The sequence below is a fragment of the Marilutibacter aestuarii genome, from assembly GCF_006546775.1.
GTDB lineage: Bacteria > Pseudomonadota > Gammaproteobacteria > Xanthomonadales > Xanthomonadaceae > Marilutibacter > Marilutibacter aestuarii.
Window position 1 is genome coordinate 38,371 of record NZ_VICE01000017.1, and the last position, 17,358, is coordinate 55,728.

General features: G+C 68.9%; 15 protein-coding genes and 1 tRNA gene. 4 read left to right on the top strand and 12 right to left on the bottom strand.

Going from position 1 to position 17,358, the window contains the following annotated elements; translation table 11 throughout:
* Positions 1-7 precede the first annotated feature (7 nt).
* Positions 8-2,251 (bottom strand): DNA topoisomerase IV subunit A, encoded by a 2,244-nt coding sequence (gene parC / locus FKV25_RS02330; protein ID WP_141517186.1) that lies wholly within the window; start codon positions 2,249-2,251, stop codon positions 8-10.
* A gap of 87 nt (positions 2,252-2,338) precedes the next feature.
* Positions 2,339-2,752 carry a nucleoside diphosphate kinase regulator gene (gene rnk / locus FKV25_RS02335; protein WP_141517187.1) on the bottom strand — a complete coding sequence of 138 codons (414 nt, stop codon included), beginning with the start codon at positions 2,750-2,752 and terminating at the stop codon, positions 2,339-2,341.
* A gap of 263 nt (positions 2,753-3,015) precedes the next feature.
* Between rnk and FKV25_RS02340 the strand changes: the two genes are divergently transcribed.
* The 4 genes from FKV25_RS02340 to sugE all read left to right on the top strand — a co-directional run bounded on the left by FKV25_RS02340 (position 3,016) and on the right by sugE (position 7,204).
* A tRNA-Leu gene (locus tag FKV25_RS02340) sits at positions 3,016-3,102 on the top strand.
* 402 nt (positions 3,103-3,504) lie between these two features.
* Positions 3,505-5,952: a ribonuclease R gene (rnr, locus tag FKV25_RS02345; protein ID WP_141517188.1), complete on the top strand. Its 2,448-nt coding sequence runs from the start codon at positions 3,505-3,507 to the stop codon at positions 5,950-5,952.
* A 70-nt stretch (positions 5,953-6,022) separates the two neighbouring features.
* Positions 6,023-6,790 carry a 23S rRNA (guanosine(2251)-2'-O)-methyltransferase RlmB gene (gene rlmB / locus FKV25_RS02350; protein ID WP_141517189.1) on the top strand — a complete coding sequence of 256 codons (768 nt, stop codon included), beginning with the start codon at positions 6,023-6,025 and terminating at the stop codon, positions 6,788-6,790.
* A gap of 96 nt (positions 6,791-6,886) precedes the next feature.
* The gene (sugE, locus tag FKV25_RS02355) at positions 6,887-7,204 is read left to right on the top strand and encodes a quaternary ammonium compound efflux SMR transporter SugE (protein ID WP_141517190.1); all 318 of its coding nucleotides are present in this window, start codon (positions 6,887-6,889) and stop codon (positions 7,202-7,204) included.
* A 19-nt stretch (positions 7,205-7,223) separates the two neighbouring features.
* Here the strand turns inward: sugE and rnt are convergent, their stop codons facing one another.
* The 10 genes from rnt to FKV25_RS02405 form a co-directional block, all read right to left on the bottom strand.
* Positions 7,224-7,886 carry a ribonuclease T gene (rnt, locus tag FKV25_RS02360; RefSeq protein ID WP_141517191.1) on the bottom strand — a complete coding sequence of 221 codons (663 nt, stop codon included), beginning with the start codon at positions 7,884-7,886 and terminating at the stop codon, positions 7,224-7,226.
* A 53-nt stretch (positions 7,887-7,939) separates the two neighbouring features.
* Positions 7,940-8,713 carry an HvfC family RiPP maturation protein gene (locus FKV25_RS02365; RefSeq protein WP_141517192.1) on the bottom strand — a complete coding sequence of 258 codons (774 nt, stop codon included), beginning with the start codon at positions 8,711-8,713 and terminating at the stop codon, positions 7,940-7,942.
* Positions 8,694-9,566 carry an HvfB family MNIO-type RiPP peptide maturase gene (locus FKV25_RS02370; protein ID WP_141517193.1) on the bottom strand — a complete coding sequence of 291 codons (873 nt, stop codon included), beginning with the start codon at positions 9,564-9,566 and terminating at the stop codon, positions 8,694-8,696. Before FKV25_RS02370 ends, FKV25_RS02365 begins: the two co-directional genes overlap by 20 nt.
* Before the next feature lie 13 nt (positions 9,567-9,579).
* Positions 9,580-9,996, bottom strand: coding sequence for an HvfA family oxazolone/thioamide-modified RiPP metallophore (locus FKV25_RS02375; RefSeq protein ID WP_141517194.1), 417 nt, complete (start codon positions 9,994-9,996; stop codon positions 9,580-9,582).
* 369 nt (positions 9,997-10,365) lie between these two features.
* A complete protein-coding gene (gene phoU, locus FKV25_RS02380) occupies positions 10,366-11,076 on the bottom strand; it encodes a phosphate signaling complex protein PhoU (RefSeq protein ID WP_141517195.1) in 711 nt (236 codons plus the stop codon).
* Between the two features lie 91 nt (positions 11,077-11,167).
* Positions 11,168-11,983: a phosphate ABC transporter ATP-binding protein PstB gene (gene pstB / locus FKV25_RS02385; protein ID WP_141517196.1), complete on the bottom strand. Its 816-nt coding sequence runs from the start codon at positions 11,981-11,983 to the stop codon at positions 11,168-11,170.
* Positions 11,984-12,017: 34 nt separating this feature from the next.
* Positions 12,018-12,878 carry a phosphate ABC transporter permease PstA gene (gene pstA, locus FKV25_RS02390; protein ID WP_425462599.1) on the bottom strand — a complete coding sequence of 287 codons (861 nt, stop codon included), beginning with the start codon at positions 12,876-12,878 and terminating at the stop codon, positions 12,018-12,020.
* A 26-nt stretch (positions 12,879-12,904) separates the two neighbouring features.
* On the bottom strand, positions 12,905-13,873 hold the full coding sequence (gene pstC, locus FKV25_RS02395) for a phosphate ABC transporter permease subunit PstC (RefSeq protein WP_141517198.1): 969 nt from the start codon (positions 13,871-13,873) through the stop codon (positions 12,905-12,907).
* A gap of 181 nt (positions 13,874-14,054) precedes the next feature.
* Entirely contained in the window at positions 14,055-15,149 is a 1,095-nt protein-coding gene (pstS, locus tag FKV25_RS02400) for a phosphate ABC transporter substrate-binding protein PstS (RefSeq protein WP_141517199.1), read from the bottom strand.
* An 823-nt stretch (positions 15,150-15,972) separates the two neighbouring features.
* The gene (locus tag FKV25_RS02405; protein ID WP_141517200.1) at positions 15,973-17,130 is read right to left on the bottom strand and encodes an OprO/OprP family phosphate-selective porin; all 1,158 of its coding nucleotides are present in this window, start codon (positions 17,128-17,130) and stop codon (positions 15,973-15,975) included.
* Positions 17,131-17,358: the final 228 nt, after the last annotated feature.

A 17,358-nucleotide genomic window follows, 5' to 3' on the forward strand; every position in this document is an offset into this window, starting at 1 on the left:
GCCCCGGCTACTCGACCGACAGGTCTTCGACCTTCTGCCAGCCACGCGGCAGCAGGCCGCCACGGGTGGCACGGCTGCCGACGTAGGCGTCGAGGTCCTTCCACGACAGGCTCATGGTGCGTGCGCCGGACTTCACGCTCAGCGTCGCGCCGGGCGCGACCACGGCGACGGCGACCACGCGCTCGGTGCCGAGCTTGGCCTTCGGGATGTCGATCAGCTTGTTGCCCTTGCCCTTGTCGAGCTCGGGCAGCTCCGCGACCGGGAACGCAAGCAGGTGGCCGGCCGTGGTGGCGACGACCACCCGGTCCTGCGCCACGTCGCCAACGGCCGCCGGTTGTATGACGCGCGCGCCGGGGGTCAGCGAGAGCATCGCCTTGCCCGCCTTGTTGCGGCTGGTGAGGTTCTCGAACCGGGTCACGAAGCCGTAGCCATGGCTGGACGCCAGCACGAAGCGAGTGTCGTTGTCGCCGCTGGCGACGGCCTGGAACGAGGCGCCGGCCGCCGGCGAAAAGCGCCCGGTCAATGGCTCACCGTTGCCGCGCGCCGATGGCAGCAAATGCACGATGGTCGAGTACGCGCGTCCCGTCGAGTCGAGGAACGCGACCTGCTGCGTGCTGCGGCTGCGCGCGGCGGCCAGCAGGGCATCGCCTTCGCGGTAGCTCAGCGCGGCCGCGTCGATATCGTGGCCCTTGGCCGCGCGCACCCAGCCCTTCTCGCTGACCACGACGGTCATCGGCTCACTGGGAACCAGGTCGGACTCCGACATGGCCTGGGCCGCGTCGCGCGCCACCAGCGGCGAACGGCGCGCGTCGCCGAACTTCTTCGCGTCGGCCAGCAGCTCGTCCTTGACGACCTTCTTCAGCCTGGCCTTGCTGCCCAGGGTGGCGATGAGCTTGTCGCGCTCGGCGTCGAGTTCGGCCTCTTCGCCGCGGATCTTCATTTCCTCCAGCCTCGCCAGCTGGCGCAGGCGGGTCTCGAGGATGTAGTCGGCCTGTTCCTCGCTCAGCTTGAAGCGCGCGATCAGCACCGGGCGCGGCTCGTCCTCGCTGCGGATGATCCGGATCACCTCGTCGAGGTTGAGGAAGGCCACCAGCAGGCCTTCGAGCAGGTGCAGGCGGCGCTCGACCTTGTCCAGGCGGTGCTTGAGCCGGCGGGTCACGGTGTCGGTGCGGAAGACCAGCCACTCCGACAGGAAGGCCTTCAGGCCCTTGACCTGCGGGCGGCCATCAAGCCCGATGACATTGAAGTTGACCCGGTAGCTCTTCTCCAGGTCGGTGGTGGCGAACAGGTGCCCCATCAGTTGTTCGACGTCCACGCGGTTGCTGCGCGGCACCAGCACGATGCGCGTCGGCGTGGCGTGGTCGGACTCATCGCGCAGGTCTTCCAGCCAGGGCAGCTTCTTGGCGCGCATCTGCGCGGCGATCTGTTCGATCACCTTGCCCGGCGAGGCCTGGTAGGGCAGCGCGGTGACGACGATGTTGCCGCCTTCCTTCTCGTAGACGGCGCGCGCACGCACGCTGCCCAGGCCGGTCTCGTACATGGCGAGGAGATCGGCCCGTGGCGTGATGATCTCCGCTTCGGTCGGGTAGTCCGGCCCGAGCACGTGCTCGCACAGGTCGCGGGTGCTGGCGTCGGGATCGTCGAGGAGGCGCACGGTGGCGCTGACCACTTCGTTGAGGTTGTGCGGTGGCACGTCGGTGGCCATGCCCACGGCGATGCCGGTGGTGCCGTTGAGCATCAGGTGCGGCAGGCGCGCCGGCATCCAGGTCGGCTCTTCCAGGGTGCCGTCGAAGTTGGGCGTCCAGTCCACCGTGCCCTGGCCGAGCTCGCCCAGCAGGACCTCGGCGATGGGCGTGAGCTTGGACTCGGTGTAGCGCATCGCGGCGAACGACTTGGGGTCGTCGCTGGAGCCGAAGTTGCCCTGGCCCTCCACCAGCGGATAGCGGTACGAGAAGGGCTGGGCCATGAGGACCATGGCCTCGTAGCAGGCGCTGTCGCCGTGCGGGTGGTACTTGCCGATGACGTCGCCGACGGTGCGCGCGGACTTCTTGGGCTTGGCGCCGGCATTGAGGCCCAGCTCGCTCATCGAGTAGATGATGCGGCGCTGCACCGGCTTGAGGCCATCGCCGAGGAAGGGCAGGGCGCGGTCGAGCACCACGTACATCGAGTAGTCGAGGTAGGCGCGCTCGGCGTATTCCTTCAGGGGAATCTGTTCGAAGCCATGGAATGCCGGACGTACGGTTTCGGTCATGTGCGGGACGGTCTGTGAGGCAAGGGGACATTCTATCGGGCCGCCACCGCCGGTGGAGGTGGCGGAGGGGTGGCCGCGACGGAGGGCTCAGCGGTGCAGGTCGCCGGCGGCTTCGGGCGGGTAGCGGATGGACAGCACGGCCAGCCGGACGTGGCGTCCCCCGGGCAGCGGCCAGTCAATCGATTCGCCCACGCGCATCCCCAGCAGGGCGCTCCCGATCGGTGCGAGGATCGACACCCGGTCCATGCTGCCGTCGGCGTCGCGCGGATAGACCAGGGTCATTTCGCGTTCCGCGCCACTGTCTTCGTCGCGGAAGCGCGCGGTCGAGTTCATGCTGATCACGTCGGCCGGCACTGCGTCGGGTTCGACGACCTCGGCGCGCGCGAGTTCGGCTTCCAGGGCCGATGTATCGACGCCGGCCGGCTGCGTTTCGAGCAGCGCTTCGATTCGCTGCACGTCCAGGCGGGAGAGGACCAGGGGCGGGGGGATGGGGCGGGTCATGGGGGGGCTCCAATACAGGACGGGCGGTGCCATGCCAGGCGCCGCCCGTGGAAGGTCGTTGAACCCCGACCATAGCCCCGGCCCACGCGTGCGGCAAGCGCGTGGCGAGGTGCGTGGACCAGTGGTTCATGACCGCACCGCGCATCCTTGCGGCGGGCCTCCAGGGGCGGCTGCGCGGAAGAAAAAAATTCTTCGCGGGGCATTGACAAGCCGGGCGACCCAACGCAACATACGCGGCTCGCACTGCTGCTGCAGCGCGATTTGCCCAGGTGGCGGAATTGGTAGACGCACTAGCTTCAGGTGCTAGCGGGGGCAACTCCGTGGAGGTTCGAGTCCTCTCCTGGGCACCATACATTTCGCACTGGCACTACCAGCCAGGCGACAGGAAACCCCGCCCCGCGCGGGGTTTTTTGTATCCCGACCCCGGCTCGGCCCGCGTGCCGGTCCGCCGGCTTCACCTCCGGTCCATGTGGCCGGGTCCACAGTGGCTCCAGCGGACAGGCGCTCGCGCCTGAGCCAAGGCGGTCACGACCCCTGGCATCCGCCCGGGCCGACGTGCCTTCCAACGCCTGCGCCGCGCCCGATCGCCGCCGCCGGCAGCGTGTCCCGCCTCATGCGGCGCGCGTCTCGACGCCCCACGATCCATGGCCCGCCCTCGCGTCCGGGCCGTCCTCGCCACGCGCCGTACCGGCCGACGTGGCCCATTCCTCCTGCTGACGCCGGCTTCAGGCCGGTGTGCGACTATTGCCCATATGACCAAGAAACCGACATCGCGCGGTAAATCCAAGGCCGCCTCCCAGGCGGACACACCCGGCGCCAAGCGTGGCGCCGCCAGTGGCCAGAAGGCCGGCAAGTCCCCGAAATCCAAGCGACCCGGGTGGATGCCCGAGCCACCGCCCAAGGGCTTCAAGCCGCGCGGCGCGTCCAGGCCGTCCGGCAGCGCCCTCAAGCCGGTCGAGGCCCCGGGCCGGCACGACCCACACGCCGCGCGCGAGGCCGCGCGCTATGAGAATCCGATCGCCAGCCGGGAAATGATCCTCGGCCTGCTGGTCGCCGCCGACGGCCCGATGTCGGGCGAGGCACTCGCCGCCCGCCTCTCGCTGGAGGAGGGCGACCGGCTCGACGCGCTCAACGCCCGCCTGCGGGCCATGGTGCGCGACGGCCAGTTGCTGCAGAACCGCAAGGGGGACTATGCGCCCGCCGAGCAGATGGACCTGGTCCCGGGCGTGGTGATCGCCAATCCGGACGGCTTCGGCTTCCTGCGCCCGGATGCCGGTGGCGACGACCTGTTCCTGCCGCCTTACGAGATGCGGAAGGCCATGCATGGCGACCGCGTGCTGGCCAGCGTCACCGGCATGGACCGCCGGGGCCGTCGCGAAGGCGCGATCGTCGAGGTGCTCGAGCGCCGCCTCAACCGCCTTATCGGCCGCTTCACCGAAGAGGCGGGCATCAGTTACGTGGTCCCCGACGATCCGCGCATCCAGCGCAACGTCATGATCCCCGCCGAGGCACGGGGCGAGGCCCGTGCCGGACAGCTGGTGGTCGCCGAGATCACCCAGCCGGCGGATGCCCGGCGACCGCCGATAGGACGCATCCTCACCGTGCTCGGCGAGCGCCTGACCGCCTCGCTGGCGGTGCAGGCCGCGCTGCATGCCCACGACATCCCGCACGAGTTCCCGCAGGAAGTGCTCGACCAGGCCGCCGCAGTCCCGCTGGAGGTCGACGCGACCACGGCGTCGGCGCGGGTCGACATCCGCGCGCTGCCGCTGGTGACCATCGACGGCGAGGACGCCAAGGACTTCGACGACGCGGTCTGGTGCGAACCCAACCGCGACGGCTTCCGCCTGGTGGTGGCGATCGCCGACGTCTCGCACTACGTCAGGCCGGGCAGTCCGCTCGACGACGAGGCGCAGCTGCGCGCCACCTCGGTCTATTTCCCCGGCTTCGTCGTGCCGATGCTGCCGGAGACCCTGTCGAACGGCATCTGCTCGCTCAAGCCGAAGGTCGACCGCCTGTGCTTCGTCTGCGACATGCAGGTGGACCGCGACGGCGAAGTGACCGACTCGCGCTTCTACGAAGCGGTGATGCATTCGCACGCCCGCCTGACCTATACCCAGGTGTGGAACGCGGTGGGCGAGGGCATCCCCGACGAGGACCACGCCGCGGCGCTGGCGACCGTCGGCGACCTGTTGCCCCAGGTGCAGCGCCTGCACCAGCTCTACGCCATCCTCGCCAAGGCGCGCGCGCGCCGCGGCGCGATCGAGTTCGAGAGCAGCGAAGTGCGCTTCGTGCTCGACAACACCGGCGACGTCGTCCAGGCCGGCATGCTCCAGCGCAACGATGCGCACAAGCTGATCGAGGAATGCATGATCGCGGCCAACGTGGAGGCGGCGCGCTTCCTGCTGTCGCGCGAGGTGCCCGCGCCGTACCGCATCCACGAGCGTCCGCCGGAACAGAAGTACGCCGACCTGCAGGAGTTCCTGAAGGAGTTCAAGCTGCGCATGCCGCCGTGGCCGAAAGTGCAGCCGCGCGACTTCACCAACCTGCTCAGGAAGATCCGCGAGCGGCCCGACGCGACCCTGCTGGAGTCGGTGCTGCTGCGCAGCCAGAGCCTGGCGGTGTACTCGCCCGACAACCAGGGCCATTTCGGCCTCGCGCTGGAGGCGTACGCCCACTTCACCTCGCCGATCCGACGCTATCCGGACCTCATGGTCCACCGCGCGATCAAGCACGCCCTGTCCGGCGCGGCGGCCGAGAAGTTCATCTATGCGCCCAGCCAGATGGCGGCCCTGTCGCTGCAGTGCTCGGAACGGTCTCGCCGCGCCGACGAGGCCCAGCGCGAAGTCGACGAGCGCTATCGCGCGGCCTGGATGGAAAAGCACGTGGGCGGCGAGTTCGCCGGCGTCATCAGCGGCGTGACCAGCTTCGGCCTGTTCGTGGAGCTGGACGAGTCCAAGGTCAACGGCCTGGTCCACGTCACCCAGCTGCCGAACGACTTCTACCACTTCGATCCGATCCGCAAGACCCTGACGGGCGAGCGCTCCGGCCGTGAGTTCCGCCTCGGCGACCGCGTCGAGATCGTGGTGATGAAGGCCAGCGTGGAGGATCGCAAGATCGACTTCCGCCTGGCCGAGGCGCGCGGCGTGCGCCCGCCGCCCCCCCGCGGCCAGCCCGCCAGGCGCGGCAAGCAGAAGTACTGACGCTGCGGGCAGGCGTCGGCGGCCGCGGCCGCCGGCGCTACAATGGGCGCCCCCCGGACACCTCGTTCCCATGAGCCAGAAACAATGGATCGCCGGCATCAACGCCGTCGCCGCCGCGATCGAACACGACGCCGACAATGTCCGTGAAGTGCTGATCGAAGCGGGCGCGAAGAACCCGCGCCTGGCCGAGATCGAAACCGCGGCCCGCCGCCGCGACATCGACGTGCGCCGCGTTGCCCAGCAGGCGCTCGACGGCGTCGCCGGTGGCCTGCGCCACCAGGGCGCGGTGGCGCGCTATGCCGCCGCGAAGACCTGGAACGAGAACGAACTGCAGGGCCTGGTGGAGGCCGCCGAAGGACGCGCCCTGCTGCTCGTGCTTGATGGCGTGCAGGACCCGCACAACCTCGGTGCCTGTCTGCGCAGCGCCGCCGCCGCCGGCGCCACCGCGGTGCTGATCCCCAAGGACAAGGCGGTGCAGGTCAACGCGACCGTGCGCAAGACCTCGGCGGGCGCGGCCGACCGCGTGCCCGTCGTCCCGGTGACCAACCTGGCCCGCGCCATGCGCGACCTGCAGAAGCTGGGCGTGTGGCTGTACGGGCTGGCCGGCGAGGCCAGTGCATCGCTGTACGACCTGGACCTGCGCGGCAACGTCGCCCTGGTGCTGGGCGGCGAGGGCGACGGCCTGCGCCGGCTGACGCGCGAGAACTGCGACCAGCTGGTCAACATCCCGATGCCCGGCGCGGACGCCGAGGGCGGCGTCGAGAGCCTGAACGTTTCGGTAGCCAGTGGCGTGAGCCTGTTCGAAGCGGTGCGCCAGCGCCATGCCCGCGTGAAATAATCGACTCACTCGAACGCGGCGGGGACGACCCCGCGACGCCATCGCACCCGGGGACGGCCCCACGAACGCCCGCCAAGGGCGCAAGGAGTCGCCACCATGTCCTGGATCATCCTCTTCGTCGCCGGTTTGCTCGAGATCGGCTGGGCCATCGGCCTGAAGTACACCGAAGGGTTCACCCGCTTCTGGCCATCGGTCGGCACCGCTGCCGCGATGCTGGCCAGCGTCGGCCTGCTCGGCCTGGCGATGAAGTCCCTGCCGGTCGGCACCGCCTACGCGGTCTGGGTTGGCGTGGGCGCGGTGGGTACGGTCATCCTGGGCGTGGTCCTGTTCGACGAACCGATGAACCTGCTGCGCGGCGCCAGCGTCCTGTTGATCGTCGCGGGCCTGGTCGGCCTGAAGCTGGCGACGCCCTGAGCGCGCCTGCGGGCCCCGCTCAGCCTCCCGCGCGGGGCCAGGCGTTGACGATGCGGCAGAACAGCTGCCCGGTGCGCTCGGTGTCGTAGACCGCCGAGTGCGCCTCGTCGCTGTTCCATTCCATGCCGGCCGCCTGCACCGCCCGCGCCAGCACCGTTTGCCCGTAGGCAACGCCCGCCAGCGACACCGTGTCGAACACGCTGAAGGGGTGGAAGGGATTGCGCTTGTGCCCGCAGCGGGCCACCGCGGCATTGAGGAAATTCAGGTCGAAGTGCGCGTTGTGGCCGACCAGGATCGCGCGCTGGCAGCCGTGCTTCTTGAGGGCGGCACGCACCGGCGCGAACACGCGCTCGAGCGCGGGCCGCTCGGGCAGGGCGTCGCGGAACGGGTGGCCGATGTCGATGCCGGTGACTTCCAGCGATTTGGGGTCGATCTCGGTGCCCTCAGCGGGCTCGACATGGCTTCCGATGACCTCGCCGACGACCAGTTGCCCATCGGCGTCGACATCGATGGGAGCGACCGCGATCTCCAGCAGGGCATGGCGATTCCAGTCGAAACCGCCGGTCTCGACATCGACGATGACCGGCAGGTAGCCGCGGAACCGCGTCGCGAGCGGGGAAATGGCGGCGGCCCGGGCGCCGGTGGGGCGGACCGCGGCGGCGATTTCACGGGGGATCTGCATCCGGAAAGCCTAGCAGACCCGCGTGGCCGGGCCCCACCCCGGTGGCGGGGCGTTCAGTCGGCGGTGCCCAGGACCACGCGGCTGGCGCGCATCTGCTCGAGCATGGCGCGACCCTGGGCGAGGAAGGCCGCGTCGCAGGCAATGCCGGCCTCATCGGCCAATTGCGTCAGGCATGCCCGGCCGCTGCGGCCGGGGGGCTCGCCCAGCAGCCCGGCCAGGCGGAAGGCGAGCGGGCTGAGTTCGGAGAAATGCACGCTGCCGTCCGCGCGCCGGCGCAGCAGCAGCAAGGTCGGCGTGTCGGGCGCCTGCGCGGGCTGCCAGTCCGGGCCGATCCGGTGCACCGGCCAGGCGTAGGCCAGCGGCCAGGCCAGCGGCGACAGGCAGGGGCGGCCCTCGAGGAGGTCGCCACCCGGATCGGCGGCGGCGTCCTCTTCGCGTGCCTCGGATATCTGCAGGGCCAGCTCGACCCATTCGTAGTGCGCCAGTTCGCCCAGCCATGGCCGTGCGGGGTCGGGATGCGTCTCCAGGTAACGCAGGAATTCCCGTGCGATCTCCGGGAACAGGGGCGTCTGGCAGCGGTGTTCGCGGAAGAAGTCGCGCACCAGCACGGGCCATTGCGCCCCGAAGATGCGCCGGATCACCGGGAAGTTCCCGGCCAACAGCGACTCGATGTTGTTGAACAGCAGTTCGCGATAGACCTGCAGCCGTCGCGCCTCGATGCCCTCGGGCGCGGGGGTGCCATCGGGGTCGCGCAGGTGGCGGGCGAGCGACCACTGCTGCTCGCGCAGGCGCGCCGGGGCGCCGATGTCAGGCGCGGGCGCGGTCATCGCGGGCGTGGCTGGCAACGGGTCCGGCATGGCGCTGCATGCGGGCGCGCACCTGCTCCAGTTCGTCCAGCAGTTCACCGAACGGCGGGAAGTTGAAATCGCGCTCGAGCAGGGTCGGGTGGAGGCCGAAGCGCTGGAAGGCGACGTCGAGCAGATGCCAGACATCGGGCTTGACGGGTGCGCCGTGCGTGTCGACCTTCAGGTCCTCGGCCTCGTCGAAATGGCCTGCGACGTGGATGCTGGCGATGCGCTCGCCCGGCATGGCCGCGAGGAAGTCGGCGGCATCGTAGCCATGGTTGATCGCGTTGACGTAGACGTTGTTGACGTCGAGCAGAAGCTCGCAGTCAGCCTCCGCCAGTACCGCGTTGATGAACGCCGCCTCGCCCATGCCGGCATGCGGGGCCGCGTAGTACGACACGTTCTCGACCGCGATGCGGCGGCCGACGATGTCCTGGGCCTGGCGGATCCGTGCGGCGACGTGGTGCACGGCCTCCTCGGTGAACGGGATCGGCAGCAGGTCGTAGAGCTGGCCGTCGTCGCTGCAGTAGCTCAGGTGTTCGCTGTACAGCGCGACGCGGTGGCGGTCGAGGAACTGCCGCGTGCGCTTGAGGAAGGTCTCGTCGAGCGGCAGGCAGCCTCCCAGCGAGAGCGAGAGGCCATGGCAGGTGATGGGGTGGCGGGCGCTGAGTGCATCCAGCGCCTCGCCGAGTCGACCGCCGACTCCGATCCAGTTCTCCGGCGCGCATTCGAGGAAGTCGAAGGCGCCGGCGTCCGCGCTGCGCAAGGGTTCGAGCAGGGCGCGCCGCAGGCCGAGGCCAACGGCATTGGACGGCAGGGATCGGAGGGCGGTCATCGCGCGGGCTCGATCAGGCCATGCCGCCGCACTTGCCCTCGCCGCACTTGCCTTCGGCACCCTTGTCGCCGCCGCAGGAGCCTTCGGCGCCCTTGTCGGCACCGCAGGAGCCTTCGTGGCCGGCCTTGAACTCGTCGGCGCTGATCTGGCCGTCGCTGTTGGCGTCGTAGCGCGCGAAGCGGCTGTCGTCGCCGTCGTGGGCAGCGGCGAACTCGGCCATCGACACCGAGCCGTTCTTGTCCGCGTCCATCTTCTCGACGCCGCACTTGCCTTCACCGCACTTGCCCTCGGCGGCCTTCTCGGCCTGGGCGCCGCCCTGCATGTAGCCGGCGGCAAGCTCGCTCATGGCGAAGGCGGAGGAGGACAGGGCGAGGCCGCCCAGCAGGGTGGCGCCGACGGCGAGGGCGATGGGCTTCTTGTTGCTGTTCATGACGGGATTCCTTCTGTGTTGGTGGGCGCACGTCGCGCCGATCCGTTGCGATTGAAGTCGTACAGCTGCATGTCGCGTGACCTGGCCGTCGGGGGAGGACGGCGGGCTTGCCCGACACAGTACTGCTTACGCAGGCCCGCGCCGGGCGGTTACACCCCGGGGACATGATTGCGCTTCCGGCGATGGATGCGCAGGGCCTCGTTCAGTATCCGTTCACTGCGATCGCCGCTTCGCGGCGTGCTGCAATGCGTCATCGCCGCCGGACCGCCACGACGCAAAGGGCCGCGATGTACGCGGCCCCGTGTCGTGGCCGGGCGCATCGCGCGCCCGGACCCGGTTCGTGCTCCGCCCGCAGGCGGACAGGCCCCCTCAGGGGCCCGTCGTCGTGCTCGATTCGTCGCGCTTCTCGCGCGGCGGCAGTTCGTCCTCGCCCTTCACCAGGAACCAGACGTTCTCGGCGATGTTGGTGGCGTGGTCGCCGATGCGTTCGATGTTCTTGGCCATGAACAGCAGGTGCGTGCACGCGGTGATGCTGCGCGGATCTTCCATCATGTACGTCAGCAGCTCCCGGAACAGCCCGGTGTAGGCGATGTCGATCTCGGCATCGCGGACGCGGATGTTCTTGGCCGCCTCGACGTCGTTGTCGCGGTAGGCCACGAGGACGTCGCGGACCTGCTTGACGGCCAGCGTGCCGATGGCGTGCAAGCCGGTCACGTGCGGGAGGGCCGGCATCAGGTTCAGCGCGGTGGAGCGCTTGGCCACGTTGGCGGCGTAGTCGCCGATGCGCTCGATGTCGGAGGCGATCCGGATGGCGGCGAGGATCTCGCGCAGGTCGCGTGCCATCGGCCCGCGCAGCGCGAGCTTCATCACGTCGTGGCTGACTTCCTGCTCCAGGGCGTCGATGGCTTCGTCGTTGGCGATGATCCGCTCGGCGGCCTTGTCGTCGCGCCGCTCGACGACGTCGAGCGCGGCCTCCAGCTGTGACGCGGCCATCTCGCCCATGCGCAGGGTTTCGTCGAGGAGGCGCTTCTGCTCGTCGTCGTAGCTCTTGACGATGTGCTCGTGCATGTCGGTACTCATGTGCGGCTCCAGTCTCGTGGCCCGGGATCGCGATGGGCAGGGCTTGGACGGGAAGGGTAGGGAGGCGCCGGAAGGCGGCGGGAGGGGCGTTTCAGCCGAAGCGCCCGGTGATGTAGTCCTCGGTCTGCTGCTTGGTTGGCGAGGAGAAGATGTCGTCGGTGCGGCCGTGCTCGATGAGGTCGCCCAGGTACATGAAGGCGGTGTAATCGGACACGCGCGCGGCCTGCTGCATGTTGTGGGTGACGATCGCGATGGTGTAGTCGACCTTCAGCTCCTCGACCAGCTGCTCGATGCGGCTGGTCGAGATCGGGTCGAGGGCGGAGGTCGGTTCGTCGAGCAGCAGCACGTCGGGGCGCAACGCGACGGCGCGGGCGATGCACAGGCGCTGCTGCTGGCCGCCGGACAGGCCGAGCGCGCTCTGCCCGAGCTTGTCCTTGACCTCGTCCCAGAGCGCGCCCTGGCGCAGCGCATGCTCGACGCGATCGTTCATGTCCGACTTCGACAGCTTCTCGTGGTGGCGGATCGCGTAGGCCACGTTCTCGAAGATGGTCATCGGGAACGGCACCGGCTTCTGGAACACCATGCCGACCTTGCTGCGCAGGCGGTTCATGGGGTACTTCGGGTCGAGGATGTTCTCGCCGTCCAGCAGCACCTGGCCCGTCGCCCGCAGTTTCGGATACAGCGCGTAGATGCGGTTGAAGATGCGCAGCAGGGTCGACTTGCCGCAACCGGACGGACCGATCAACGCGGTGACGCGCTTCTCGGGAATGTCCAGGTCGATGTTCTTGAGCGCGTGGAACGCGTCGTAGTGGAAGTCCAGCCCGCGCACGGACAGCTTGACCGGGGCATCGGCCTGGGCGGCGGCATCGCGCTGCGGCGTGGCCAGGGAAATACGGGCGTCGTTCATGGCCGGGGTCCGTGAAGCGAAAGGAGAAGAGAGGTCAGTCATGGGCGATCCTCTTGCGCACCAGCAGGGCACGGGCGAGCAGGCTCACGACCAGTACGAACAGGGCCAGTATGAGCGCTCCGGCCCAGGCGAGGGTCTGCCAGGACTCGTAGGGGCTGCCGGCGAACTGGTACATCACCACCGGCACGCTGGCCATGGGCTGCATCACGTCGCTGCTCCAGTACTGGTTGCCGAAGGCGGTGAACAGCAGCGGGGCGGTTTCGCCGGAGATGCGCGCCAGCGCCAGCAGCACGCCGGTGATGATGCCCGCCGAGGCGCTGCGGTACATCACCTGCACGATCACCTTCCACTGCGGCACGCCCAGCGACAGCGCGGCCTCGCGCATCTGTCCGGGCACCAGTCGCAGCATCTCGTCGGTGGTGCGCACCACGACCGGCAGCACAATGAAGGCCAGGGCCACCGAACCGGCGAGCGCCGAGAAGTTGCCGCCGCTCTGCGCGACGATCAGGGTGTAGACGAACAGGCCCAGGACGATGGATGGCGCCGACAGCAGGATGTCGTTGACGAAGCGCACCACGGTGCCGAGGCGGCGTCCGGCGCCGTACTCGGCCAGCCAGGTCCCCGCGGCGATGCCGAGCGGCGTGCCGATGAGGATGGCCATCAGGCACATCACCGCGCTGCCGAAGAAGGCGTTGCGCAGGCCGCCTTCCTGCATCGGCGGCGGCGTGTCCTGGGTGAACAGCGCCCAGTCGATGCCGCCGATGGCCTTGGCGAACAGGGTCCACAGGATCCAGCCCAGGAAGAACAGGCCGAAGGCCGCGGCGCTGCAGGCCAGGACCATGGCCAGCGCGTTCATCAGTCGCCGCCGGCGGTACAGGGTGTCGGCGGTGCGCATCCGCGCGTCGTGGGTGGCGGTGGCCATCAGTTGCCCTCCCGCTTGGACAGTTGGTGGAGCATGAGCCGCGCGATGGCAAGCACCACGAAGGTCACGATGAACAGCACGAAGCCCAGCAGGAGCAGCGCCGAACGATAGGTCTCGGTGGCCTCGCCGAAGTCGTTGGCGATCAGCGCGGCGATCGTGGTGCCCGGCTCGAGCAGCGACGGCGAGAAGCGGACGCTGTTGCCGACGACGAAGGCCACGGCCATGGTCTCGCCCAGCGCGCGGCCCAGGCCCAGGAAAATGCCGCCGATCACGGCCGATCGCGTGTAGGGCAGGACGATGTCCCAGCTGACTTCCCAGCGGGTGGCGCCGAGCGCGTACGCCGATTCCTTCAGCCGCGTGGGCACGGTCAGGAAGACCTCGCGCATCACTGAGGAGATGAAGGGGATGACCATGATCGAGAGCACGATGCCGGCGGTCAGCATGCCGATGCCCAGCGGCGGGCCCTGGAACACCGCGCCCAGCACGGGCAGCGTGCCCAGGTGGTCGTTGAGCCAGGGTGTGACGTACTCGGTCATCACCGGCACCAGCACGAACAGGCCCCACATGCCGTAGATGATCGAGGGAATGCCGGCCAGCAGCTCGATCGCGGTGCCGATCGGTCCCCGCGCCCAGCGCGGCGCGACCTCGGTCAGGAAGAAGGCGATCCCGAAGCTCACCGGCACCGCGATCAGCATCGCGATGAGGGCGGTGACGATGGTGCCGTAGATCGGCACGAGCGCGCCGTACTTGTCCTCGACCGGGTTCCACTCGGTGGTGGTGAAGAAGTCCAGGCCGGACGTGGCCAGCACCTGCCGGCCGCCCCAGAGCATGGACAGCGCGGCGCCGGCCAGCGCGACCAGCACCAGCACGACGGTGGCCACGAGCAGGTAGCGGAACCAGCGGTCGTGTCGCGCGTCCTTGATGTCGCGGACGCTGGGGGCTGAGGCGGACGCAGTCGTCGCATTCATCTGGGATACCGGCACTCGTCTTGTTCATGCCCGCGGGGGCGGGGTCCGCGCCCGCGGGGTCCTGGCGGGTTGGCGCTGGCCTCGTGCGCCATGCGCCGGCGGGAAAAGCAGGATCCCGGCTTGCGCCGGGACGTCGGTCGGACCGGACCCCGTGCCCGCGGTGCGGGCACGGGTCGGTGCATTACTTGAACTCGGCCGCCCAGTACGACTCGATCTGCTGCACCAGCTCGGCCGGCAGCGGCACGTAGTGCAGCTCCGAGGCCTGCGACTGGCCGTTCTCGAAGGCCCACTTGAAGAAAGCCATGGCATCGGCGCTGCGCTTGGCGTCCTTGGGCTGCTTGTACATCAGGATGAAGTTGGTGGCGGTGATCGGCCACGCATCGGCACCCGGGGCGTTGGTGATCACCAGGTGGAAGTCCTGGGTGTTGGCCCAGTCGGCGGTCGCGGCCGCGGCCTGGAAGCTCTCCGCGCTCGGGGTCACCCAGTTGCCCGCCGCGTTCTGCAGCGTGGTGTAGGCCATGTTGTTCTGGATCGCATAGGCCAGTTCGACGTAGCCGATCGAGCCCTTGATCTGCTGGACGTAGGAGGCGACGCCCTCGTTGCCCTTGCCGCCGACGCCGTCGACCCACTTGACCGACTTGCCTTCGCCGACGCTGTCCTTCCACGCCGGGCTGACCTTGGAGAGGTAGTTGGTGAAGTTGAAGGTCGTGCCCGAGCCGTCGGAGCGGTGCACGAGGGTGATCTTGACGTCGGGCAGGCTGACGCCGGGGTTGGCCGCGGCGATCGCCGGGTCGTTCCACTTGGTGATCTTGCCCAGGTAGATGTCGGCGAGCAGGGCGCCGGTCAGGCGCAGCTGGCCCGGGGCGATGCCCTCGACGTTCAGCACCGGCACGACGCCGCCGATGGCGGAGGGGAACTGGCCCAGGCCGGCCTCGGCCAGCTCTTCGGGGCTCAGCGGGGCGTCGGACGAACCGAAATCGACCGTGCCGCCCTTGATCTGGGCGATGCCGCCGCCCGAACCGATCGACTGGTAGTTCACCTTGGCGCCGGTCTGCGCGTTGTAGTCGCTGGACCACTTGGAGATCAGCGGGAAGATGAAGGTCGCGCCGGCACCGGTGATCTCGGCGGCGACCTTGTCGCCGGCAGTGGCGTCGCTGGTGGCCGGCGTGGTCGCGCCGTCGGCGGTGGCCGGGGCGTCGGTCGACGGCGTGCAGGCGGCCAGGGCCAGCGTGGTGGCGAGGGCGAGGACGGCGAAACGGGCCGGGGAGGATTTCATGGTGACTCCGTGACTGGGGTTCGAGCCGGACTGCCCGGCGGATGGTGCTATGAAATGATGTTTTTGTTACACACCTGTTACACGCCGGGGACTAATATTCATCTACTTGATTTAAAAGGGCTTTCCGGGTCAAACGGAAGGCTTCCGCGCGGGCGGGCAGGACCGCCGGACACAAATCCTCCATCCGGGAAGAGAGGCTCCCCGGGTCCGCGATGCAAGGCATACGGCAGCCGCAGCCGCGTAAACCGGGTAAGCGAAGCGCACCCGGGGGGCCGGCATCTGGCCAAGGTCAAAGGCTTTCGCCCGCTGCGCGTGCGAGTCCCCTTTGTCTTGTCAAAAGGAACCAAAACCGCGGGGTACATCGGCCGCCGGTCCGGCTTGGCCTCACCGGTCCCCTCTGCGCCTCGGTCATGGCGGCATGGCGCCCAGACTCGCTTCGCCCGGACAAGAGCGCCTCTGCGGCCGCCATGCCCTGCGGTAACCGGCGGCCTCAAAGTCGCGAAGGTCATGGTCAAGGTCAACTGCAACTGCAACGGCAGGACCGTAGGGTGGATAGAGCCGAAGGCGAAACCCACCGTCGCGGAGCCGCACGCATGACGGACGATGGGTTTTGCTTCGCGCTACCCATCCTACGAAGCCGCGAACGCCTGATCGCCCGCCGTAGCCCGGGTAAGCGGAGCGCACCCGGGGCAGCGACGTGGCGAATCCGGCCGCCGCGGCGCACTGGCATTCGCCGCATGGCCGCCGCTGGCGCGCCGGGCAAAAAAATGGGCGCGATGCAGGCACCGCGCCCATCAAAGCCTTCAGGGGGAGAGTAGAAGGATTACCAGTAGAACTGCGCGCGCGCCGCGACCAGGCTCGGGTCTTCGTCGATGCCGTTGCGTTCGGCGCTGACGTCGACATAGTCGAGGGCGAACTTGAAGTTGGAGCGCCAGTAGTAGTTGACCCCGAACGTCCACGCATCGAGCTTGCCCGGGCGGGTGTCGCCGTCGTTCAGGTCCAGCGTGTCGTAGCGGACGCCGAGCTGCCACATGCCGCGCGACGGGTTGGCGGGCTTGGCGGTGCCGGGGGTGCCGTCCTTGTTGCTCCAGGTCTCGCCGGTGACGTTCCACAGGCCGCTGAGGTAGCCGCCCTGGGTCTGGTAGTCGCCGCCGGGCTGGTCGGCGAAGCCGGTCTCGTAGCGGTCGACCGTATTGACCATGTACTCGGCCTGCAGCTTGAACGGACCGCGGACCCAGAAGCTCTCCAGGCCCAGCGTGGACGTGCCGTCGGCGTTGCGGATGTTGGTGTCGACGAGGCGGTTGGACAGCTCGGCTGCCGGGCGGCTGCGGACGCGGATGGTGTCGTTGTAGGTGTCGTTGCTGACGTAGGACAGGCCGACGTTGAAGATGTTGCCTTCCTCGTTGACCGGCGCCCAGCTGCCGCGCAGGCCGTAACCGGAACCGCGGCCACGACCCTCGGTGATCTCGCGGCCGAACCAGCCGCCGCTGACGTTCCAGTTGTCGGTGCGGTAGCCGTAGCTGGCGCCCATGCGGCGACCGACCGAGTAGAGGCCGGTCACGACGGCCTTGGAGATGAAGTCGTTGTTCTTGGTCGAGGACAGCTCTTCCATCGAATTGAACTGCTTGTACTGGCCGACCTGCACGTACTGGCGCTTGTCGTCGAAGCTGTACTTGATGTTGGCGTCGAGCCACTTGCCGTCGCCGGCGGCGTCGTAGCCCAGGACCCAGTCGACGTTGCCCGGTCCCTTGCCCTTGAGCACCAGTTCGGCGCGGCGCAGCTCGAAGTCGGTGTCGTCGCCGTCGTTCGGGTCGGCGTCGAGGTCGAAGCCATCGCTGTCGTACCAGGCACCGTCGGTCTGGACGAGGCCCTCGAAGCTCACCTTCGAGCCGCCGATCTCGTCGATATCGACGGCGGCGTGCGCGGCAGGTGCCATGCAGGCGAGCAGGGCGACGGAGAGGAGGGTGGGGGAAATCTTCATGGCGGTGCCGTTGGGGTGTTGGAAGAATGCGCGCAGCCTATGTAAAAAAAGTGACGGATGTATGACAGGACTGTCTTATTTCACTGGCTTGTCGGAAATGTGGCGGAATCGTGTAGAACGGGTCGGGCCCATTGAAATCAACGGTTTACCGGTCACCCCGGGTGCGGTTGCGCCGTGTGTCCGTTCGGCCATGGCGCGTGGGGCTCCGCCTCCGGAGCGCGATCGCGC

Bases quoted from the DNA above. Each gene is read 5' to 3' on its own strand.
- rnk (WP_141517187.1), bottom strand. From the start codon at position 2,752: ATGACCCGCCCCATCCCCCCGCCCCTGGTCCTCTCCCGCCTGGACGTG.
- FKV25_RS02370 (WP_141517193.1), bottom strand. From the start codon at position 9,566: ATGACCGCCCTCCGATCCCTGCCGTCCAATGCCGTTGGCCTCGGCCTG.
- rlmB (WP_141517189.1), top strand. From the start codon at position 6,023: ATGAGCCAGAAACAATGGATCGCCGGCATCAACGCCGTCGCCGCCGCG.
- pstA (WP_425462599.1), bottom strand. From the start codon at position 12,878: ATGCGCACCGCCGACACCCTGTACCGCCGGCGGCGACTGATGAACGCG.
- rnt (WP_141517191.1), bottom strand. From the start codon at position 7,886: ATGCAGATCCCCCGTGAAATCGCCGCCGCGGTCCGCCCCACCGGCGCC.
- FKV25_RS02365 (WP_141517192.1), bottom strand. From the start codon at position 8,713: ATGACCGCGCCCGCGCCTGACATCGGCGCCCCGGCGCGCCTGCGCGAG.
- FKV25_RS02405 (WP_141517200.1), bottom strand. From the start codon at position 17,130: ATGAAGATTTCCCCCACCCTCCTCTCCGTCGCCCTGCTCGCCTGCATG.
- rnr (WP_141517188.1), top strand. From the start codon at position 3,505: ATGACCAAGAAACCGACATCGCGCGGTAAATCCAAGGCCGCCTCCCAG.
- parC (WP_141517186.1), bottom strand. From the start codon at position 2,251: ATGACCGAAACCGTACGTCCGGCATTCCATGGCTTCGAACAGATTCCC.
- phoU (WP_141517195.1), bottom strand. From the start codon at position 11,076: ATGAGTACCGACATGCACGAGCACATCGTCAAGAGCTACGACGACGAG.
- sugE (WP_141517190.1), top strand. From the start codon at position 6,887: ATGTCCTGGATCATCCTCTTCGTCGCCGGTTTGCTCGAGATCGGCTGG.
- pstC (WP_141517198.1), bottom strand. From the start codon at position 13,873: ATGAATGCGACGACTGCGTCCGCCTCAGCCCCCAGCGTCCGCGACATC.
- FKV25_RS02375 (WP_141517194.1), bottom strand. From the start codon at position 9,996: ATGAACAGCAACAAGAAGCCCATCGCCCTCGCCGTCGGCGCCACCCTG.
- pstB (WP_141517196.1), bottom strand. From the start codon at position 11,983: ATGAACGACGCCCGTATTTCCCTGGCCACGCCGCAGCGCGATGCCGCC.
- pstS (WP_141517199.1), bottom strand. From the start codon at position 15,149: ATGAAATCCTCCCCGGCCCGTTTCGCCGTCCTCGCCCTCGCCACCACG.